General features: G+C 30.3%; 14 protein-coding genes and 1 tRNA gene. 14 read left to right on the top strand and 1 reads right to left on the bottom strand.

Annotated elements, in window-relative coordinates; all coding sequences use genetic code 11:
- The first annotated feature begins 194 nt into the window (after window positions 1-194).
- From rsmH to ACUBP5_RS00250, 14 genes are all read left to right on the top strand, one after another.
- Window positions 195-1,109 (top strand): 16S rRNA (cytosine(1402)-N(4))-methyltransferase RsmH, encoded by a 915-nt coding sequence (gene rsmH / locus ACUBP5_RS00315; protein WP_482168328.1) that lies wholly within the window; start codon window positions 195-197, stop codon window positions 1,107-1,109.
- 5 nt (window positions 1,110-1,114) lie between these two features.
- Window positions 1,115-1,429, top strand: a complete 315-nt coding sequence (locus tag ACUBP5_RS00310; RefSeq protein WP_482168327.1) for an FtsL-like putative cell division protein — start codon at window positions 1,115-1,117, stop codon at window positions 1,427-1,429.
- A gap of 11 nt (window positions 1,430-1,440) precedes the next feature.
- A complete protein-coding gene (locus ACUBP5_RS00305) occupies window positions 1,441-3,417 on the top strand; it encodes a penicillin-binding protein (protein WP_482168326.1) in 1,977 nt (658 codons plus the stop codon).
- Window positions 3,414-4,898: a UDP-N-acetylmuramoyl-L-alanyl-D-glutamate--2,6-diaminopimelate ligase gene (locus tag ACUBP5_RS00300; protein WP_482168325.1), complete on the top strand. Its 1,485-nt coding sequence runs from the start codon at window positions 3,414-3,416 to the stop codon at window positions 4,896-4,898. Before ACUBP5_RS00305 ends, ACUBP5_RS00300 begins: the two co-directional genes overlap by 4 nt.
- A complete protein-coding gene (gene mraY, locus ACUBP5_RS00295) occupies window positions 4,879-6,108 on the top strand; it encodes a phospho-N-acetylmuramoyl-pentapeptide-transferase (RefSeq protein ID WP_482168324.1) in 1,230 nt (409 codons plus the stop codon). The genes ACUBP5_RS00300 and mraY overlap by 20 nt, the downstream gene beginning before the upstream one ends.
- Window positions 6,105-7,445 carry a UDP-N-acetylmuramoyl-L-alanine--D-glutamate ligase gene (gene murD, locus ACUBP5_RS00290; RefSeq protein ID WP_482168323.1) on the top strand — a complete coding sequence of 447 codons (1,341 nt, stop codon included), beginning with the start codon at window positions 6,105-6,107 and terminating at the stop codon, window positions 7,443-7,445. Before mraY ends, murD begins: the two co-directional genes overlap by 4 nt.
- Window position 7,446: 1 nt before the next feature.
- The gene (locus ACUBP5_RS00285; RefSeq protein WP_482168322.1) at window positions 7,447-8,634 is read left to right on the top strand and encodes an FtsW/RodA/SpoVE family cell cycle protein; all 1,188 of its coding nucleotides are present in this window, start codon (window positions 7,447-7,449) and stop codon (window positions 8,632-8,634) included.
- Window positions 8,631-9,731 carry an undecaprenyldiphospho-muramoylpentapeptide beta-N-acetylglucosaminyltransferase gene (gene murG / locus ACUBP5_RS00280; protein WP_482168321.1) on the top strand — a complete coding sequence of 367 codons (1,101 nt, stop codon included), beginning with the start codon at window positions 8,631-8,633 and terminating at the stop codon, window positions 9,729-9,731. Before ACUBP5_RS00285 ends, murG begins: the two co-directional genes overlap by 4 nt.
- Window positions 9,728-11,092 carry a UDP-N-acetylmuramate--L-alanine ligase gene (gene murC / locus ACUBP5_RS00275; RefSeq protein WP_482168320.1) on the top strand — a complete coding sequence of 455 codons (1,365 nt, stop codon included), beginning with the start codon at window positions 9,728-9,730 and terminating at the stop codon, window positions 11,090-11,092. The genes murG and murC overlap by 4 nt, the downstream gene beginning before the upstream one ends.
- Window positions 11,086-11,814 (top strand): cell division protein FtsQ/DivIB, encoded by a 729-nt coding sequence (locus ACUBP5_RS00270; protein WP_482168319.1) that lies wholly within the window; start codon window positions 11,086-11,088, stop codon window positions 11,812-11,814. The genes murC and ACUBP5_RS00270 overlap by 7 nt, the downstream gene beginning before the upstream one ends.
- A 3-nt stretch (window positions 11,815-11,817) precedes the next feature.
- Window positions 11,818-13,179: a cell division protein FtsA gene (gene ftsA / locus ACUBP5_RS00265; protein ID WP_482168318.1), complete on the top strand. Its 1,362-nt coding sequence runs from the start codon at window positions 11,818-11,820 to the stop codon at window positions 13,177-13,179.
- Between the two features lie 40 nt (window positions 13,180-13,219).
- Window positions 13,220-14,854, top strand: a complete 1,635-nt coding sequence (gene ftsZ, locus ACUBP5_RS00260; protein ID WP_482168317.1) for a cell division protein FtsZ — start codon at window positions 13,220-13,222, stop codon at window positions 14,852-14,854.
- 172 nt (window positions 14,855-15,026) lie between these two features.
- The gene (locus ACUBP5_RS00255; protein ID WP_482168316.1) at window positions 15,027-16,112 is read left to right on the top strand and encodes a diphosphomevalonate decarboxylase; all 1,086 of its coding nucleotides are present in this window, start codon (window positions 15,027-15,029) and stop codon (window positions 16,110-16,112) included.
- Between the two features lie 82 nt (window positions 16,113-16,194).
- A tRNA-His gene (locus tag ACUBP5_RS00250) sits at window positions 16,195-16,268 on the top strand.
- Window positions 16,269-16,761: 493 nt separating this feature from the next.
- Here ACUBP5_RS00250 and metE read toward each other — a convergent pair.
- Window positions 16,762-19,032: a 5-methyltetrahydropteroyltriglutamate--homocysteine S-methyltransferase gene (gene metE / locus ACUBP5_RS00245; protein ID WP_482168315.1), complete on the bottom strand. Its 2,271-nt coding sequence runs from the start codon at window positions 19,030-19,032 to the stop codon at window positions 16,762-16,764.
- Window positions 19,033-19,344 lie beyond the last annotated feature (312 nt).

The following is a 19,344-nucleotide window of genomic DNA, read 5'->3' as shown; positions in this document are numbered from 1 at the left end:
AGAAATAAACGTTTTGTATCAGGCCTACTAACTAGGTTGATATAAATTTATTCTAATAGATACTTCAAAATGAAGTTAACCTATTAACTATTTGATTAAAATATAGTACATCAGGGATTAAGTAATCGTTATCATCAAAAAAAAATTGAATAACATTTTTATAGTTTTATAGGAGTCAATAATCATTAAAATAAATGAAAATGAGACTTTTATATCATACCCCTGTTCTGCTAGAACAAACTCTAGATTTTCTTGTTAATGACCCAAAAGGTATATATGTAGATTGTACTTTTGGAGGTGGTGGTCATAGTGCTGGTTTGTTAAAGCGACTTGATATAGAGGGGAATATTTTATGTTTTGATCAAGATCAAGATGCTTTTGAATACAATATATTTCAAGATACACGGATTAAGTTTTTTCACCAAAATTTTAGACATATCGAAAATATTTTGCACTTGCAAGGTATATCATCAATATCAGGAATTTTAGCTGATTTAGGCGTTTCTTCACATCAATTAGATACCCCTAAGCGGGGATTTTCCATTAGATTTGATAATATATTAGATATGCGAATGAATCAACTTGCTAAAAAATCTGCTAAAGAAATCATAAATACTTACTCAAAAGAAGCGCTTGCTAAGATTTTTTTTGAATATGGAGAGCTAAGAAATTCAAGAAAACTTGCTGAAAAAATTCTTATCCGACGTGAGAAAAAAACAATAGAGACTACTTTTGAGTTAATTGAAATTCTTAAAAAAGAAACTCCTTTTAAGAAAAAACAAAAATTTTTAGCTAAAGTATTTCAAGCTTTGCGAATAGAAGTAAACGGCGAATTGTATGCCCTGCAGCAATTATTAGAGAGTACCTTAAAAGTACTTAAAAGGGGAGGTAGGATAGCTGTGATATCTTATCATTCTCTTGAAGATAGACTAGTAAAACAGTTCTTTAAAAATGGATGTTTTAATAAAGAGGCTCAAAAGGATTTTTATGGGAATAAAGATCTATATTTTAAAATTCTCTCAAAAAAACCTATAATTCCCGATAAGGAGGAAATTTTAAAGAATCCACGTGCTAAAAATGCACGTCTTAGAATTGCTGAAAAAATTTAGGAAAAATGGGGAAAAATAAAGATATTTCTATACAAGGAATTTTAAAAGGTAAATTTCTTATTAAACAAAATGCAGTAAGTTACTGGAAGTTTATGTTATTTTTAGTGGTACTAGGATTAATAAGTATCACTAGTTCTCATATAGTAGATGAAAGAATATATAGAATAAATTTTTTACGTGAAAAAATCAATGAACTATATTCAAAATATACTAATATTCACAAAGATTTCATGAAAATGCATCTTGAGTCTGAGATAGAAAAAATTATGGCTCCCAAAGGCCTTAAACCTTTAGAAGAAATCCCTTATGAGATAAAGTAGATTAAAAATTAATGAGTTATCATAGAAAACATATACTTTACAGATCTTATATAATAGGGATAATTTTATTATTGTTTGCCTGTACTATAGCTTTTACTCTAATTAATATCCAGAATTCACCTGATTGTAAGAAGTATAAACAGTTTGCTCAAAAAATCGCTATCAGAATAAATCCTTTAAAAGCCCATCGCGGAAATATCTATGATAGAGGTGGCAATATTTTATCTACTTCAATTGTTCAATATGATGTTTATGTAGATTTTAAGACTATCAAAAATACACTCTTTATAGAATCACTTAAATCTTTAAGTGATTCTATAGGATGTCTTTTTAAAAAACCCGCAATACAATTCTATAAAAAGTTCTCTATAGAGAAAAAAAAGGAAAATCAGTATTTCCCCTTAGCTAAGGGGTTAGATCATATAACTTACTTTAAGTTAAAACAATTCCCTATTTTATCTAAAGGCCAAATACGAGGAGGGTTCATTACACGAATAAAAGAAAAAAGAATTCATTCAATAGAAAATATAGGCGCTCGTACTATAGGTTATGATAATAATATAGGGAAAGTAGGACTTGAAGGAGCTTATAGTAAATGGCTGAGTGGAGAAGATGGGAATAGACTTGAGCAACGTATTAGTTTTAATATCTGGAAACCCGTAAATATATGGGATCAAGTAGAACCTAAAGAGGGAAAAGATATTTATTCTACTATTGATATAGAAATGCAAGATATTGCTTATAACGCTTTAGTTAAACAACTTAAAGCCTCAAATGCAGATCATGGATCAGTAGTGCTCATGGAAGTAAAAACTGGAGAGATTCATGCTATAGTAAATTTAGGAAAAACAACAAAAAATACTTATGAAGATCTCCGAAATTTTGCTGTATGGGAAGTGATTGAACCTGGATCCATCTTTAAACCCATCTCATTGCTTGCCGCTTTTGAAGATAAAAAGATAGACGTTTCAACACTAGTAGATACCATGGAAGGTATTTATAAATTATATGGGCAAAAAATTCGAGATAATAAAGCATCAGGTTATGGAATAATCAGCACTAAAAAAATTCTTGAGGTTTCTTCAAATATAGGAATGGCAAAAATTATTAATGATAATTATAAAACTCATCCGGAAGATTTTATTCGACATTTAAAAAATTGGCGTCTTGATAAAAAACTTGATATTGATATTCCAGGAGAGAGCTATCCGTATATCCCAACCCCTTATCAAGGGAACTGGAGTAAAATTACACTTCCCTGGATGGCATTTGGATATAGTTTAACAATGACGCCTTTACAAATTCTTAATTTTTATAATGCTATTGCTAATAAAGGGAAAATGGTTAAGCCTATGTTTATCACAGAAATAAAAGAAGGAGAAAAAGTAGTCAAAGAATATCATCCTTTAGTGATAAATTCTATGATCGCATCCGAGGATTCTATAAAAAAGATTCAATGTTTACTTGAAAATGTTGTGAAGAATGGGACAGCTAAAAAGTATTATCATCCTGAATATCCTTATGCTGGGAAAACAGGTACTATTCAGATTAATTATTGGATGCCAAAGAAAAAACGTCATTATAATAGTTCTTTTGTAGGTTATTTTCCTGTAAATAATCCAAAATATAGCTGTGTCGTAGTAATTTCAAATCCTAAAAACAAATATTATGCATCCGATATAGCTATCCCGGTATTTGATCAAATAGCTCGAAAAATATATATAAAAACTTATCGAAAAACACTAAAGATTTTTAAAAATAGTCTTTCGAAAAGGGAATCAATTGCAACACAAAAAAAGCTGTCTGATAGTTTATCCGATTATTTACCTGATTTAAAAGGACATTCTGGAAGAGAGGTGATTGCAATATTAGAAAATAATGGTATACATGTACATTATGAGGGAGTAGGAAGGGTTTTAAAACAATCAATTCCGGCAGGAGAAAAAATAAAAAAAGGACAAAGTATATATCTAATATTAGAAAAATGAAAACATTAAAAGAAATACTTTTTCAATTAGTTATAAAGCAAATTATCGGTCCCCGTCAGCGAATAATATCTAATTTATCTTTAAACTCTTCAGAGGTAATTCAAAATAGCATGTTCATAGCAATACCTGGGCATATTAAAGATGGTCATTCTTTCATTCAAGAAGCTATACAAAAGGGAGCAAGGGTGATTGTTTGTCAAAAAATACCTGCAAAGTATGAAGAAGGAGTAACTTATATACAGGTAGAGGATTGTGCTAAAGTCTTGGGATTAATAGCAGCAAATTTTTATGATCATCCCTCAAAAAAATTACGACTTATAGGAATTACTGGAACTAATGGGAAAACTACTACTGCGACTTTATTACACCAACTTTTTTTAAAACTTGGTAAAAAAAGTGCATTGCTCTCTACTATCTGCCTAAAAATAGGCAGCATAGAACAAGAAACTACACATACTATGCCGAACTCTATTTTCATTCAAAGTTTTTTACATAAAGCTATTAAACAAGGATGTCAATATGCTTTTATGGAGGTAAGTTCTCATGGAATATACCAGAAACGACATATAGGATTGAATTTTTTCGGTGGGATCTTTAATAATATCACCCATGAGCATATAGATTATCATAAGACTTTTAATAATTATATTCATACCAAAAAATTATTTTTTGATGAGCTTCCTTCCAATGCTTTTGCCTTAGTAAATGCAGATGATAAAAATTCCCGAATTATACTTCAGAATTCACTGGCTAAAAAATTTACCTATAGTCTTAAAAACATAGCTGATTACAAATGTAAAATTCTTGAAAAAAGTATTTTTGGTACGCTCCTGAATTTTAATGGGCATGAATTTTGGAGTCGACTTATAGGAACATTTAATGCTTATAATATGTTAGCCGTATATGCTAGTGCATTGCTAATGGGGGAGAGAAAAGAGCTAGTTATTAAAATGTTAAGTACTTTAAAACCTATAAAAGGACGATTTGAATGTTTTCAATCTCCTTCAGGTATTCATATTATTATAGATTACGCACATACTCCTGATGCTATTGAAAAAGTAATGAAAACCTTACGAGATATCCAAAGAAAAAATCAACGAATATTATGTGTGTTTGGTTGCGGTGGAGATCGTGATAAAAAAAAACGATCTCATATGATGCAAATAGCGTATAAAAACGCAGATCAAATTATTATTACCTCCGATAATCCAAGAACTGAGAATCCTGAAAAAATACTCGATGAAATGCAAAATGCGCTTTCATCTCCATATCAAAGCAAAATTTTACGTATTACCGAAAGAAATTTAGCTATCGCAAAAGCGATATCGTTAGCTAAATCTGAGGATTTAGTCTTGATAGCTGGTAAAGGGCATGAAGATTATCAAGATATTAATGGGATTCGTTATCCTTTTAATGACAGAAAAATAGCTCAAAAAATAGCACAGGCAAAAAAAACAAAATATGATTTATCATTTATTTGAATATCTAAAAAATATTTATGATTTACCTGGTATTCATATTATACAAGATATTTCATTTCGTGCTGGAGTGGTCTTTATACTTTCTTTAACTATTTCTATTTTTTATGGGGAAAAAATGATTTATTGGCTTCATAAAAAACAAATGGGTGAATATGTTCGTGATTTAGGTTTAATAGGACAGAAAGAAAAAGAAGGGACCCCAACTATGGGAGGCTTGATTATTATCGCCGTTACGTTAATACCTACTATACTTTTTGCATGTTTAAATAATATCTATATTATAATGCTTATAATAACTATTTTATGGATGGGACTGATTGGTTTTATAGATGATTATATTAAATTTTCAAGAAAAAGTAAAAACGGACTTAAAGGACTTTTTAAACTTATAGGACAAACCATTTTAGGCATTTTTATAGGTGTTACAATGTATTTTCATCCGCAGGTAACCATTAAAGAGAAAGTACATTATAAAGGAGGTACGTTAAACTCTATAAAAAGTATTTCTCAAGAATCTTATAAAGAAACCCATGTTGCTAAAACTACAGTTCCTTTCTTTAAAAATAATGAATTTAATTATGTTGAAACTTTAATTTGGATTGATCCAAATTGGTCTAAGAATACTTGGGCAGTATTCATTACAATAGTTATTTTAATTATTGCTGCCGTTTCCAACGGAGCTAATTTAACAGATGGTATTGATGGATTAGCTGCTGGCACTTCATCTATCATTGTAAGTACATTGGCGCTTTTAGCTTGGATTTCAGGAAATTTTATCTTCTCTAACTATCTAAATATAATGTACATTCCACAAGCAGGAGAGATGGTTATTTTTTCAGCTGCTTTTGTAGGAGCGTTAATCGGTTTTATGTGGTATAATGCTTATCCTGCCCAAATTTTTATGGGAGATACTGGAAGCCTAACTATAGGTGGTGTTATTGCAGTTTTAGCCATAGCCACACGTAAAGAGCTTATGTTACCTTTATTATGTGGAGTTTTTCTAGTAGAGACTTTTTCGGTAATACTTCAGACAGGTTATTTTAAATATACTAAACTAAAAAAGGGAAAGGGCAAAAGATTTTTTTTAATGTCACCATTACATCATCATTTTCAAAAACAAGGGTATCACGAGAGTAAAATCGTAAATAGATTTTTAATCATACAGTTTTTTTTAGCAGCAATTGTAATAGTTTCATTAAAAATAAGATGATAAAAAAAATGGTGATTTTAGGTGCAGGAGAAAGTGGTGTAGGCGCAGCCATATTAGCAAAAAAACATGGATTTTCTGTATTTTTATCTGATGCGAGTAATATAAAAAAAAAACATATAAAAACCTTGATTAATGAAAATATACTTTTTGAAGAAAAACATCATGATGAAAAAATTATCCTCTCTGCCGATCAAATTATAAAAAGTCCAGGCATCTCCGATAATACCCCTTTGATGAAAAAGATTCGTGCAAAGGGAATAATAGTAGTTTCAGAAATTGAATTTGCTTGGCAAAAAAGTCGTTCAAAAGTTATTGCCATAACAGGAAGCAACGGTAAAACCACTACCAGTCTACTTATTTATCATCTCCTTAAGAAGGGAGGATTAAATGTAGTCTTAGCAGGAAACATAGGAAAAAGTTTTGCATTAGAAGTAGCTAAAGAAAGCGCTGATTATTATATTTTGGAAATAAGTAGCTTTCAATTAGATAATTCCCCTTGTTTCCGACCTGATATAGCTGTATTGCTTAATATCACTCCTGATCATTTAGATCGCTATAATTATAATATAGAAGAATATGCGAATTCAAAATTCCGAATATGTACAAATCAAACAGCAAAAGATTTCTTTATTTATAATTATGATGATCCCATTATACGGGATCAATTTGCTAAGAACCTTCCTAAGAGTAAAAAACTTCCTTTCTCCATAAAGGAGACTATAGATATGTCTGCTTATATAAAAAATCAAAACATATATATAAAATCTCATAAAAAAGAATTTTTAAACATTGCTATTGATGATTTCAACTTAAAAGGCTATCATAACATGTATAATGTTATGGCTGCAAGTCTAGTCGCTAATGTGGAAAAGATTAGCAAAGAAATTATCAAAAAAAAAATAGTGAACTTTAAACAAGTAGAACACCGGCTTGAAAAAGTCCTTAAGATTAAGGATATATGGTTTATTAACGATTCTAAGGCGACAAATGTAAACTCTGTATTTTATGCCCTTGAGAGTATAAAGGCTCCATTAATATGGATTGCTGGTGGACAAGATAAAGGTAACGACTATAGTATACTTATTTCATTAGTAAAAAAAAAAGTTAAAGCTCTTATATGCTTAGGAGTTGAAAATGACAAGATTATAAAATCTTTTCATAAAGTAGTAGACCCTATAGTTGAAACTAAAAGCATGAAAGAAGCTGTTAAAGCTGCTTATATGCTCGGACGAAAGGGAGATGTTGTCTTATTATCACCTGCTTGTGCAAGCTTCGACTTATTTAAGAGCTATGAAGATCGTGGAATAAAATTTAAAGAAGAAATAAAAAAGTTATAAAATGACTAAAGTATTTGATAGATACCTCAAAGGAGATCGCTATCTATGGGCTTTTATAAGTTTGTTAGCTTTGTTTTCGCTTTTACCGATTTACTCGGTCAGCGCAAACTTGACAATCAACTATGGAACAACTACTGTATTTAGTTATCTTCTTGAGCATTTCTTAGCACTTTTTACAGGATTCACAATACTTTTCTTTACGCAGTTTATTGATTATAAATATTTTGGAATTTTTTCTATTTTAGCTATGCCATTAATTTTTATACTGCTTATTATAACACTTATACAGGGGAATATTATAGAAGGACCTATAAAAGTTGCGAGATGGTTACATATTCCAGGGACCAGACTTTCTTTTCAGACTTCTACTGTAGCAGAAATAACGCTATTTATCTATAGCGCACGTTATCTTGCTAAAAATAAAGATCATTCAATAAATTTTATAGAGTCTTTTTGGCCATTGATTTTCCCAGCGTTTTTAATTATAATGCTCATTTTCCCTGCTAATGGCTCAACCGCAATATTAACCTTTGGTTGGTTTCTTGTTTTACTATTTATTGGAGGATATCCTTTAAAATATTTTTTTAGATTACTACTTATAAAAGGACTGCTTGTAGGAATTTTTATATTTATAGCCCTATGTTGGGGAAGGCAAATACCAAGCAATCGCGTACATACTTGGAAAAACCGTATCGATTTTTTTTTAAACTCAACTTTAAAAGAGAATTATCAAATCAAACGAGCAAAAACAGCTATTGTATTAGGAGGACGATTAGGGAGAGGACCAGGGAAAAGTGTTTTTAAGTCGTTTTTGCCGCAATCTTCCTCAGACTTTATCTATGCTATTATTGTAGAAGAATATGGATTAGTAGGTGCTTTAATGATATTATTTATATACATCCTTATTTTACTTAGGATTATAATAATAGCTACAAAAGTAAAAAGCTATTTTGGGAGTTTACTTACGCTTTCAGTAGGGTTACCTATTATAGGACAAGCTCTTATTAATATGGGTGTAACAGTACATTTAATACCTATTACTGGGCAAACTTTGCCGTTAATTAGTTCTGGTAACACATCGATATGGATTACTTGTTTAAGTTTTGGTATCATTTTAAGTATAAGTCGTAATATACAAAAAAATCACGGCTCTTGTGACTCAAGATTTTTAAAACCCTCATATTTATGAGTAGATCCCCTAAAATAATATTTAGTGTAAGTGGGAGTGGTGGGCATATTTATCCAGCTATTGCTGTTGCTGATGAACTTAAAAAACGTTTAAAAGAAGTAGATATTCTTTTTACCGGAGCTAAAGATCGCATAGAAATGCAAAAAATACCACAAGCTGGATATCCTATTATAGGGCTATGGATATCAGGATTACAACGAAAAAATAGCAGAGAACTATTTCTATTGCCTTTTAAACTAATCCATAGTTTATGGAGATCTAATAGTATTATTAAAAAATTTTGTCCCGATCTTGTTATTGGAACTGGAGGATATGCAAGTGCTCCTCTAGTTTACATGGCTTCTCAAAAAAATATTCCTGTCTTAATACAGGAACAGAATGTCATTCCAGGAATTACAAATAAAAAACTAGGGAAGTATGCTCAAGTGATATGTACTGCCTATGAAGAGGCTAACGTTTATTTTAAAAAAGAAAAGATTAGATGTTTTGGTAATCCCGTAAGGGAAGAAATTACTAAGTCAATTTATGGGCATAAGCAAGCTTGTAAAAAATTTTCTTTGAATCCGGGAAAAATTGTGGTTTTATCTTTAGGAGGAAGTCAAGGCGCTAGTACTCTAAATCAAATTTGGCTAAAAAGCTTACAAAAGCTTATTGAAAACGATATACAATTGCTTTGGCAAAGTGGGAAAAACGAATTCGAAAAACTCAAAAAATGTACTGAAGTCCAACATGAATATATATATATCACAGAATTTATAAATAATATGCCAGCTGCATACGCAGCGGCAGATCTTATTGTATCAAGAGCTGGCGCTTTAACTATTTCTGAACTAACTTCAGTAGGTAAGCCCTCTATTATTATTCCCTATCCATGGTCATTAGATGATCATCAACGAAAAAACGCGAAGGTGCTTTTTGATAAAAAGGCAGCTTTAGTTATTGATAATGATGATATTGATAAAATATTAATTGATAAAATATTGAATCTTATTAAAGATAATAAATTAAAATCTGAGCTCTCAAAAAATATAAGAGATCTTTCAAAACCTAAGGCTACTGAAGAGATCGTAGAAGAAATTTTAAAGTTATTACCATGAAATTTACATATTCTCACTATTATTTTATAGGGATAGGTGGTATAGGAATGAGCGCATTAGCGCGTTATATGAAAATGATGAATATGTTAGTAGCTGGTTATGATGAGACTTCTACTGAATTGACTCGTCAGCTTGAATACGAGGGTATCCATATTGTCTACGAAGATTGTTTAGATAGTATCCCTATAGAATTTCAGGCTAAAGAAAAAACTATCATTATTTATACTCCAGCTATTTCAAAAGATCATATACAATGGAATTTTTTTAAAAATCAAGGATATATGATAAAAAAACGGGCTGAATTATTAGGTATGATTACTAAAAATACCTATTCTATAGCCATAGCAGGTACTCACGGCAAAACAACTACTACAAGTCTTTTAGGGCATATATTATATAATGCTGGGAAAAAAAGCACTTCTTTCCTAGGAGGGATTGCAGAGAACTATCAATCGAATTTAATCTTGGGAGGGGGGGAAATCTCAGTAATAGAAGCCGATGAATTTGACCGATCTTTTCTAAATCTATTCCCTGATAAGATATGCATTACTTCTATGGATACAGATCATTTAGATGTTTATAAAAAAGTAGAAAATTTGAATCAAGCTTATCAAAAATTTATAAAAGGAATAAAAGTTGGAGGAACTCTTTTAATACGTAAAGGGTTGCCTATAGAAATAGAAGGAGTTAAAACCTACGCTGTTAAAGATAAAGCTGATTTTTATTCGGAAGTTTTAAGGAAGAATGGCGATAATTGGTTTTTTAATTTTTATGGCCCGAATATTTTTTGGGAAAATTTACTGGCTCCACTTGCTGGTTATCATAATCTTGAGAATATTGTAGCTGCTTTAGCTATAGCTTCAGAACTAGGTATAACAAAACAACAAGCATATCAGGCTCTAAAATCATTTAAGGGGATAAAAAGACGTTTTTCGCTTCATCATAAATCAATGCATAAAATTTATATTGACGATTATGCCCATCATCCCAGTGAGCTAGACGCACTTATTAAAGCTGTAAGAGAATTATATCCCAGAAAAAAGATCCTAGGAGTTTTTCAACCACACCTATTCAGTCGAACAAGAGATTTTCAAGAAGCTTTTGCAAGAAGCTTAGAAAAGCTAGATTCTCTAATATTACTTGACATCTACCCTGCACGAGAAAGTCCTATTAAAGGAATAAATGCTCAAACTCTACTAGAACTTATAGATCTTAAAGAAAAAGAATATAGTAATTTAACTTCAGCAATTCCTTGCATTCAAAAAAAAGACTTTGATGTATTGCTAAGTATTGGGGCGGGTAATATAGATATTTTAGTAACCCCTATTAAAAAATGGCTTGATAAAACCTACTTATGTTAAAGAAAACAGCTATTTATTCCTTATTATTCAGTACTATTTTAGTTTTGATTATATTTTTATTGAGTTTTTCACATGCACGTCATAATAAAAGACTCATAAAAAAACTCAATATAACTATAGAAGAGGCGAATAAATACCGGTTTGCAAATGAAAAAAATATTCGAAATTTTATTTATGAATTAGAAGGCGAGATAGAAAAAAAAAATATAAATGGAATACACTTATCTTTAATAGAAAAAAGATTAAAACAATTTGATTTTATAAAAGATGTACAGATATATATGGGGATAGACGGTCAGTTATATTTGCATATTTGGCAAAAAAAACCTCTTGCTAGAATAAAAATAGCTTCAAAAGATTATTATATCACTCAAGAGAGCTTAATGAATATATGTCCCTGGTATTCTGAGAACGTGATCTTGGTAGAAGGGTTATTTTTAGAAACGGAAATAGAAGTGTTAAAGAAAATGATTCAATATATAAATGATGATGAATTATTAAAAAATCAAATCATAGGGATAAAAAAAACATTATCAAAAAAAATTAATTTACTGCCAAAAGAGGCTAATTATATTATTGAATTAGGAAATTTATCGAATTATAAAGATAAACTTGAAAGGTTCAAAACTTTTTACAAACAATATATGATACTTCTCGAAATCGAGAAATATAAAAAAATTGATTTACAATATGCAAAACAGGTGGTGGCAACAAAAGCATAATATATGGAAGGGGGAAAAATAACTGTTGGGTTAGATATAGGATCTACAAAGATAGTAGCTGTACTAGGCAGAAAAAACGAATATGGGAAAATAGAAATTCTTGGTATGGGCCGAGCAAAAAGTAGAGGTATACACAAAGGTGTGGTAAATAATATTACACAAACTATAGATTCTATTAATAAAGCAATAAAAGAAGCCGAATGTAATTCGGGAATGCAGATATATCAGGTTATTGTCGGTATTTCTGGACAACATATCAGAGGCTTAGAGTATAGTGATTATATTACTCGAGAAGATTTTGAAGAAGTAATTTCTCAAGAAGATTTAAAATATTTAATTGGACAAGTACATAAACTTATAATGCTACCTGGAGAAGAAATTATACATGTTTTACCACAGGAGTATAAAGTTGATAATCAAACGGAAGTCAAAGAACCGATAGGGATGTATGGACGGAGATTAGAGGCTAATTTTCACATAGTAATTGGACAAACCTTTTCTATTAGAAATATTATACGATGTGTAAAAGCAGCTGGGTTAGATTTATCTGCTATTACTTTAGAACCTTTAGCTTCGGCTGAAGCTGTTCTTTCTTACGAAGAAAAAGAAGCAGGTGTAGCTCTAATAGATATTGGAGGAGATACTACTAATATTGCTATTATTAAAGATAATATCATCAGACATATTGCTATAATTCCTTTTGGAGGAAATATTATTACTAAGGATATACAAGAAGGCTGTTCTATAATTGAAAGACAAGCGGAACTATTAAAAATTAAATTTGGTTCAGCATGGCCATTAGAAAATAAAGAAACAGAAATTGTATCTATTCCTAATCTTATAGGAAGAGAACCTAAAGAAATCTCATTAAAACGTCTTTCTCAAATTATTAGTGCTCGGGTAAAAGAAATTTTAGAACAGGTTTATATAGAGATTAAAAGCTATCTTCATGAAGAACCAAAAAAACGTATTATGGGTGGGATTGTACTTACAGGAGGAGGGGCCAAATTAAAACATCTTCGACAACTTGCTGAATATATTACAGGTATAGATACACGGATAGGTTATGCTTACGAATATCTATTATCGAATAAGGTAGATTCTGAGATAAATAATCCTGAGTACACAACTGCTATAGGGTTAGTGATAGAAGGTCTTAAAAAAAATGAACAAACTCAAAAAGTAATTCCTTCTTTAAAAGAGCCTTTTCTCCAATCTAAAAAAAACAATGGGAAAAATCATGAAAAAAAAATAACGGAAATTTTACATAAAAATATGTCAAGGGGAAAAACAGCGGAAAAATCCAAATCCTTTTTTGAAAACTGGGCTGATAAGTTCCGTAAGATATTAAATGACGTTGAATAATAATTGTTTACTATTATTTTTTTTTTTAAAAAAAAAAATTATGCACACTGAAAATATTCATTTTGAACTTCCTAAAAATAGATCGGCTTCTATTAAAGTTATAGGAGTTGGAGGTGGAGGAAGCAATGCTGTGAATCATATGTTTCAATTAGGCATCACCGGGGTTGATTTTGTAATCTGCAATACAGATGCACAAGCACTAAATAATAATCCAGTACCGGTAAGAATTCAGCTAGGTGCTTCTGTTACCGAAGGGCTTGGAGCAGGTGCGGATCCAGAGGTGGGTGAGAAAGCAGCACTTGAAAGCTTAGAAGACATTAAGATTCTTTTAGATACTAATACAAAAATGGCTTTTATCACTGCCGGAATGGGAGGAGGAACCGGTACTGGAGCAGCTCCTATCATCGCAGGAACCTCCAAAGAAATGGGCATACTTACTGTAGGTATTGTTACTATGCCTTTTTATTTTGAAGGAAGAATGCGTTTGGAACAGGCTCAAAAGGGGATAGAAAAGCTACGAAAGAATGTAGACTCTCTCATTGTTATCAATAATGATAAACTCAGGGAACTATATGGAGATTTAGGTTTTAAAGCAGGATTTGCTAAAGCTGATGCTGTACTTGCTACAGCAGCAAAGGGCATTGCTGAGGTAATCACTCATCATTATAAACAAAATATTGATTTGCGAGATGCACGAACTGTACTTAAAGATAGTGGTACAGCTATTATGGGATCTTCGAGTGCTGAAGGAGAAAATCGAGCAAAAGAATCTGTGACTAAAGCCTTAGATTCCCCATTATTAAATGATAATAAAATCACTGGAGCAAAGAATGTTTTATTGCTCATCATTTCTGGTAAAATTGAAATTACAATTGATGAGATAGGGATAATTAGCGATTATATTCAGGATGAAGCAGGTAATATGGCAAATATAATAATGGGTATAGGAGAGGAAGAACAATTAGAAAATAATATCTCAGTCACAGTAATTGCAACAGGATTTCCAACAGAAATACAACGTGTAATAAGACATGAAGAAAAGAAAATTTTTCATAGTCTTAATCCAGAAGACACCATTGAAAAAAAAACTTATGGAAAAGAAAAAAATCATATAAGTGATGATGAAAAAGAATCCCATCCTTATGGGAAATATGATGGCACATCTCCACATTTATTTTCTAAAACTTCTAAGAATAATTTATCTACTGAAAATATTTTTCGAAATCACTTTTATCAGAAAAAATATAGAGATCTAGATAACATAGATAATATATCTCAATCTGAGAATCCTATTTATAAAGAACAACAAGGAGAAAAATCAATAATTTTTGAATTTGATAATGATTTAGTAGAAGAAAAAGAAATTTATGATAAACCATCAAAAAATCAAGATAATAGGCTTATAAAAGAAATTCTTGAACCTAGAAATAAGTATTCTGAAAAATTTGAAGAAATGATCCGCCAGAGAAAAAAACGACTTGATTTTTTTAACTATCAGTTTAAAAACTCTATCAATAAAGAAGATCAACAGAATATACCTGCTTATAAACGTCAAGGTATCAAATTATACGATACCTATCACGAGGGTAAATCTCGTTATATAATGGATGATGATGAAGATGGACAGCCTAGAATTACGCCTGATAATTCTTTTCTACATGATAATGTAGATTAAAAATATCATTACAGAATATTTATCTATCAACAATATTATGGGGTTAAAAAAATATAAAAATTATAAACCTTTATATTTTTACTTAGATTGTTTCATATACTGAAAACAGTTTAATCAAATTTCGTTTAATATTTGTTCTTATCTCTCAAATAAGAGTATACAAAATCAATAAATGTCCTGCTTTAAGGAAAGTTCATTCATTTTAAAAAATTATGATTTATCTCATATTAACCAAGAAGTTAAATATAGTGCTATAAGCTTCTCAAATATAGCATTGATTAAATATTGGGGAAAGAAAGGTATTCAAATTCCTGCTAATCCTTCAATAAGTTATACTCTTACAAAGAGTCATACCTTAAGTGAGTTGATCTGTCAACTTAGGAAGAACAAAGCAGATAAATTTTCTATAGATATAAATCTTTCCCGTAAAAAACATCCTAATTTTTTACCTAAAATTATCACTTTTTTCAAACGTATTTTACCCTATTGTCCTTATCTCCTCAACTTTGATTTTGTCTTAAATACATATAATAACTTTCCACATAGCAGCGGAATTGCATCATCAGCCTCATCTATGAGTGCTTTAGCACTTTGTATTTGCCAACTTGAATTAAGAATGAAAGCTAATATAGAGAAAGACTTATCATTAAAAAGAGCATCTTTCCTATCAAGATTGGGATCTGGAAGTGCTTGCCGCTCGATATATCCAGGTTTAGTAATCTGGGGCGAACATAAAGATATTGCCGGCAGTAATGATTATTTTGCCATTCCTTACCCTTATGAAGTACATGATATTTTCCATCGATTTAATGATATTATTTTGTTAGTCGATTCTCTCCCAAAGAGAATATCTAGTACTCTTGGTCATGATTTGATGAATCAACATCCTTATGCAAAACAACGTTTTATAAATGCTTATAAAAATATGCGGGAAATTATTTCTATACTTAAAAGTGGAGATGTCGAAGCATTTGGAAAACTCATAGAGTATGAAGCTCTCAGTTTACATATTATGATGATGACATCAAAACCTTCTTTTATATTAATCAGAGCTGATACACTGAAAATTATTGAAAAAGTTCAAATTTTTAGGGAAGAGCACCAAGTATCACTATATTTTACTCTAGATGCGGGCGCTAATATACACTTGCTTTATTTAGATAGTGAAATAAAAAAAGTTGAGGATTTTATCGCTCAAGAATTACCTATGTATATACTGGAAAATAAGGTTATTAGAGACACTTGTCAATATAATTAAAGATAGGGGGAAAAATGCACTAAAAAATAATTAATTATTTCAAAAATTAGTTATACAATTATATATTTGTATGTAATTTATGGTGGACGTAGCTCAGTTGGTTAGAGCGTTAGATTGTGGTTCTGAAGGTCGCCGGTTCGAAACCGGTCGTCCACCCAAACTAAAGGCCTATACAATGGAATCCTTTTATTTTCAAATAATTTTTCAATTGTATTTTTATTAAAGAAAATATACTTAAATTTAAAAAAAATAACAACTTTATCTAACCGAATTCACTAAAAGAATCTAAGATACTTAAAAAGAAAAAATAAATTCTAAGAAACTTAACTATTATAAAAATAAATAACCAATTTCTAATCTTAGAAGAAGCTATTATATGCTAGCCCTTAGATCATATGTGTATTTATATATAAAAAAATGTTTTAATAATATATTATAATTTTGTCTTTAGTTATAAATCTTCATTTTATTTATCACCATTAGCCGTAATATTTTATAAAGTATCGGGTTAAATTATAAGGGTTAAAAATCCAGACTAAATAATCACTCAATTCTTAAAGAGAGTTCATAAAAAAGCTAAAGAACTCACAAAGTATAATATAATATAGACCAAAAAATATTATTATTGTATCCTTCTTATAGAATCGGACTAATATTCTAAGCGTATTTGTTTAGCTGCACTAACCATATTTTTAAGTGCCGGAATAACCTCAGACCATTCTCTAGTTTTAAGGCCACAATCAGGATTAACCCAAAGATTAGGAACAGGTAAAAATCGGGTTGCTAGTGCTAGCAAATCTTTTATTTCTTGCGTACTGGGAATTCTTGGTGAATGAATATCGTATATTCCTGGGCCCATTGCATTGGGATATTGAAAATTAGAAAAAGCTTCGAGTAATTTCATTTGTGATCGAGAAGTTTCTATAGTAATAACATCAGCATCCATATAAGCAATATATTCTAAAATTTCATTGAAATCGCTATAGCACATATGTGTATGAATCTGAGTATCATCCCTTACGCCACTTGAAGCAATTTTAAAGGCATTAATAGCCCATTTGAAATAATCTTTCCTGTTTTTTTTCTTTAAAGGCATCCCTTCTCTTAAAGCAGGCTCATCGATTTGAATAATTCCTATACCATTATGTTCAAGATCTAGAACTTCATCACGAATAGCCCACGCAATTTGTTTTGCTGTTGTTGATCGAGGTTGATCATCTCGAACAAAAGACCATTGTAAAATTGTTACCGGTCCAGTAAGCATTCCTTTCATAGGTTTTTTAGTTTGCTTTTGAGCAAAATTAGTCCAGTATACTGTCATAGGTTTAGATCGACTTACATCACCATAAATTATTGGAGGTTTTACACAACGGCTGCCATAACTTTGAACCCAGGCATTTGTAGTAGAAAGGAATCCCTTAAGTTGATCTCCAAAATACTCTACCATATCGTTGCGCTCAAACTCTCCATGAACTAATAGATCTAATCCAATTTCCTCTTGAATATTAATAACTTGAATAATAGCATCTTTTATTTTTTTTTCATAATTATCTCTATCTAAAGTGCCTTTTTTAAAATCTGCTCTTAATTGACGAACTTCAGATGTTTGTGGAAATGATCCTATTGTAGTAGTAGGGAACAGTGGAAAATTAAAACGAGTGCGTTGAAGTTTGTACCTATACTCAAATACATTTTCTCGAGATAAGCCATCTTTATTAGAAGCTAGACGTATCTTAACTTTTGAATCATGAATTAACTTAGAGTTATGAGTATATTTATGTATATTTTGATTCTCTTTAAGTAAAAGACGATTCCCTTTGAAAATACATTGTAGATCCTGAATTTCTTGAAGCTTTTGATAAGCAAATGCCATGCGATCTTTAATCTCAGGGCAAATATTAATTTCAAATTCCAAATCAAATGGAACATGTAAAAATGAACAACTCGGAGCTATTATTAATCTTTCTTCTCCTAATATTTTAGAGGCTTTCCGAAGATATTTTAAAGACAGTTCATAATCATTTCTCCATATATTTCTACCATTAATTATTCCAAGTGAAAGCATACGATTTTTTGGAAAACGATCTAATAACTCATCAAATTGATAAAAAGAATTAATAAGGTCTATATGTAACGCAGTAACTGGCAATTTTAAAGCTAGAGAAATATTTTCATCTAAAGCCCCAAAATAAGTAGCTAAGAAAATTTTTAGAGTGGGATGTTCATTAGCTATGCGATTGTAAACTTTTTCAAAAGCTTTTTTTTCTTTTTCACTAAGGTCTAGTACTAAAAAAGGCTCATCTAGTTGTACCCAATTAGCTCCTTTTTCTTTTAATCGTTGTAATATCTCTAAATAAATAGGCAAAAGGCGATCAATTAAATCTATACGATCAAACCCTTTCTCCTTTTCTTTTCCTAATAATAAATAGGAAACTGGCCCAATAAGAACGGGTTTAGGAATTTTACGTAAAACTTCTTTAGCTTCTTTAAATTCATCAAATACCTTAGTTGAGTATAACTTAAAATCTTGATCTGAATTAAATTCAGGAACTATATAATGGTAATTTGTATCAAACCATTTAGTCATCTCCATAGCTATGATATCAAGACCATCTTTTTGATAACCACGTGCCATAGCAAAATAAAGATCAATAGAAGGCACTAAAGAAAGCAAAGGAGAATATCTCTTGGGGATAGCTCCAAGCAAAAAAGACATATCAAGTACGTGGTCATAAAAACTAAAGTCGTTACAAGGTATCCCTTCTAATTTTGATTGATATAACCAGTGCTCTTTCCGCAATTTCTTCCCTATCTTAAAAAGATCCTCAGAGGCAATTTTCCCCTTCCAATAGTATTCAATGGCTTTTTTTAATTCACGATGGATACCAATTCTAGGATAACCAAGGTTGTGTTTTAACATAATTTGATATTTTTTTATATTTCTCTTAATGAGAAAAAAAACATTTTTTATGAAAAGATTAGATCTATCGATAGCAAATGCGGTTACAATATAAAAGAAATTAAATTAAATAGATGATATTCTTATATATATTTTTAAGTATTAAAAATTTATTTTATTATAATAAATTATAAATTATTAAAAAATAATACCGAAAAGTTATATAGACATAAATTTCTAAATTTTATAAAAAAGGGTGATAAATAAATAAAATGTTTTATCACTTATGATTATTAAGCATAAGTGATAACAGTAAATACAATCTGGATATTA

The organism is Candidatus Insignibacter tubulum, from assembly GCF_056790205.1.
This window is presented reverse-complemented; position numbering and strand designations above follow the sequence as displayed.